The organism is Brevundimonas sp. RM1 (assembly GCF_052907225.1).
This window is the reverse complement of the sequence record NZ_JBRERY010000055.1, coordinates 1-2,452: the sequence shown is the minus strand read 5'-3', so window position 1 is coordinate 2,452 and position 2,452 is coordinate 1. Positions and strand designations below refer to the sequence as shown.

Genomic DNA, 2,452 nt, shown 5'->3' with positions numbered 1-2,452 from the left:
TGACCTCGTGGTAGTTGAGGACCTCGGCGCCGTTGGCCCTGGCCAGGGCCAGGCGGTTGGGATGGTGATCGATGGCAATGACGCGGCCTGCGCCCTGAAGGAAGGCGCATTTGATCGCGAACAGACCCACCGGCCCGCAGCCCCAGACGGCGACGGTGTCGCCGCGCTCGATCTGGCAGTTCTCGGCGGCCATCCAGCCCGTGGGGAAGATGTCGGACAGAAAGAGCACCTTCTCGTCCTCGACGCCGTCCGGGATCTTGATCGGCCCGTAGTCGGAATAGGGCACGCGGGCATACTCGGCCTGTCCTCCGGCGTAGCCGCCGGTCAGGTGCGAATAGCCGAAGGCGCCGGTCATCACCTGGCCGAAGGCGATCTCCGATGCGTCGGCCTTATCCGCCGGATTGGAATTGTCGCAGGCGGCGGGAAGGGACTTCTGGCAGAAGAAACATTGGCCGCAGGCGATGACGAAGGGCACCACGACCCGGTCCCCCTTCTTCAGGCTGGTGTTCCCGCGCCCGACGTCCAGGACCTCGCCCATGAATTCATGGCCGAGGATGTCGCCGTTCGACATTCCGGGGATGTAGCTGTCGTACAGATGTAGATCCGAGCCGCAGATGGCCGTCGCCGTGATCCTGATGATGGCGTCGCGAGGGTTGATGATCTCCGGGTCGGGAACCGTGTCCATCTGGACGTTATGCTTGCCGTGCCAGGTGAGGGCGCGCATGGGCGATCCTTTCTGCTGCGATCAGAGGTGGCGGGAGCCGCGCGGCGCTGCATCCGGCGCCCTTGAGGTCGAAATCTCGCCCGTCTCCATGAGCTGCTTGAAGCGGCGCAGTTCGCGCCGCGCCTGCAGACGTGGCTCGCGCTGCATGACCTTGGCGATCGCCTTGCCCACGACCCCGCCGGGCGGATCGTAGCTGATGAAGAGCCGGACCTCCGTGCCGCGCCCGAAAGGATGGTCCCGGAACTCGATCCAACCCTCATGGTCGACGTCGGAGCCCTGGGTCGAGGTCCAGGCGATGCGACGGTCCGCCAGGTCCTCTGTGACCACGGAGATCAGCGCGACGTCCTTTCCGCCCGGTCCTTCGACGACCCATCGGGAATGCGTCGCGTCCAGAACTTCGACAGACTTCACCGTCTCCGAGAAGACGGGCAGGTTCAAAAGATCGCGCCAATAGTTGTAGAGGGCCGATCGGGGCCGTCGGATCAGTATGGCGCGCAAGCTGTCGGCCGCGTGGCGCCCTTCGTGAAGGTCGCTGTCGCGGAAGGCCGAGGAATCCACATCGGCGTCAGTCGAAATCGGACGATCGGTCATGTCTGGCTCCGGTGCGTGAAGAGCCAATGGACCGACAGCGGGTTCGTTGCGGAGATCGATGAAGTGACGGGTATCCGACAGCCGGACCCCTCATCCGCTCCGCCGGTTTGCCAGAGACCCGCAAACCGAAGGAGATCGACATGATCAACAACGACGACGTCTGGCGCGACGTGTTCGTGACTGGCCTGAAGAACGCCCATGCCGTGGAGCATCAGGCCCTGGCCCTGATGGATCGGCAGATCGACCGCGCCAGAAATTTCATGGAGGTGGCGGAGAAGCTGAAGGCGCACCGGCTTGAAACCGAGCAGCAGATTTCACGGCTTGAACAGATTCTCTCGGGCCTTGACGAGAGTCCGTCAGGTCTGAAGGACGCCGCGATGTCCATGAGCGGCAACATGGCAGCCCTGGGCCACACCTTCGCCGAGGACGAAATTCTCAAGAACGCCTTCGCCAACTTCGCCTTCGAGAACTATGAGGTCGCGGCCTACAAGGGACTGATCGTCCTGGCCGAGCACGGTGGCTACTCTGTCGCGTTGGATCCGCTGAACGCCTCGCTGGATGAAGAAGCGCGCATGGCGGCCTGGGTGGACCAGAGCCTGCCGGCCCTCACCGAGAAATTCCTGATGCTGAAGCGCGCGGGCGAGAACCCCAGCCGCTGATCGCTGTCGCGAGGAGACGCGAGATGTTCATGCACAACAAGAAGCTGATGTACACGGTGCGGGTTTCAGAACCCAATCCGGCCCTGGCGACCCTGATGCTGGAGCAGTTCGGCGGGCCGCAGGGCGAACTGGCGGCGGCGATGCGCTACTTTACGCAGGGTCTGGCGGACGAGGACGTCGCCCGCCGCGACATGCTGATGGACATCGCGACCGAGGAGCTCAGCCACCTCGAGATCATCGGTTCGATCGTCGCCATGCTGAACCGCGGCGCCAAGGGGCGCCTGGCCGAGGCGGCGGAGGAGGAGGCCGACCTCTACGCCAGCATGACCTCGGGGGGCGAAAGCCACACCACGTCCATCCTCTATGGAGGCGGCGCGGCCCTGATCAATTCGGCGGGCGTGCCCTGGACGGCGGCCTATGTGGACTCGATCGGGGATCCGGCCTGCGACCTACGCTCCAACATCGCGGCGGAGTCGCG

At 64.6% G+C, this 2,452-nt stretch carries 4 protein-coding genes; 2 read left to right on the top strand and 2 right to left on the bottom strand.

Features of this window, described 5'->3' with window-relative positions:
• Positions 1-724, bottom strand: a 724-nt coding sequence (locus ACU5AP_RS16120) for an alcohol dehydrogenase catalytic domain-containing protein (protein WP_446681544.1), incomplete at its 3' end; no start/stop codon positions are given.
• Between the two features lie 21 nt (positions 725-745).
• Positions 746-1,315 carry an SRPBCC family protein gene (locus ACU5AP_RS16115; protein ID WP_446681543.1) on the bottom strand — a complete coding sequence of 190 codons (570 nt, stop codon included), beginning with the start codon at positions 1,313-1,315 and terminating at the stop codon, positions 746-748.
• Positions 1,316-1,455: 140 nt separating this feature from the next.
• On the opposite strand from ACU5AP_RS16115, the gene ACU5AP_RS16110 reads away from it, so the two are divergent.
• Both ACU5AP_RS16110 and ACU5AP_RS16105 read left to right on the top strand, forming a co-directional pair.
• Positions 1,456-1,974, top strand: a complete 519-nt coding sequence (locus tag ACU5AP_RS16110) for a ferritin-like domain-containing protein (RefSeq protein ID WP_200165238.1) — start codon at positions 1,456-1,458, stop codon at positions 1,972-1,974.
• A 23-nt stretch (positions 1,975-1,997) separates the two neighbouring features.
• Positions 1,998-2,452, top strand: a 455-nt coding sequence (locus ACU5AP_RS16105) for a manganese catalase family protein (RefSeq protein WP_446681542.1), incomplete at its 3' end; no start/stop codon positions are given.

What these genes read in the sequence shown, in the direction of transcription:
- ACU5AP_RS16110 (WP_200165238.1), top strand. Translation starts at nt 1,456, where the DNA reads ATGATCAACAACGACGACGTCTGGCGCGACGTGTTCGTGACTGGCCTG.
- ACU5AP_RS16115 (WP_446681543.1), bottom strand. Translation starts at nt 1,315, where the DNA reads ATGACCGATCGTCCGATTTCGACTGACGCCGATGTGGATTCCTCGGCC.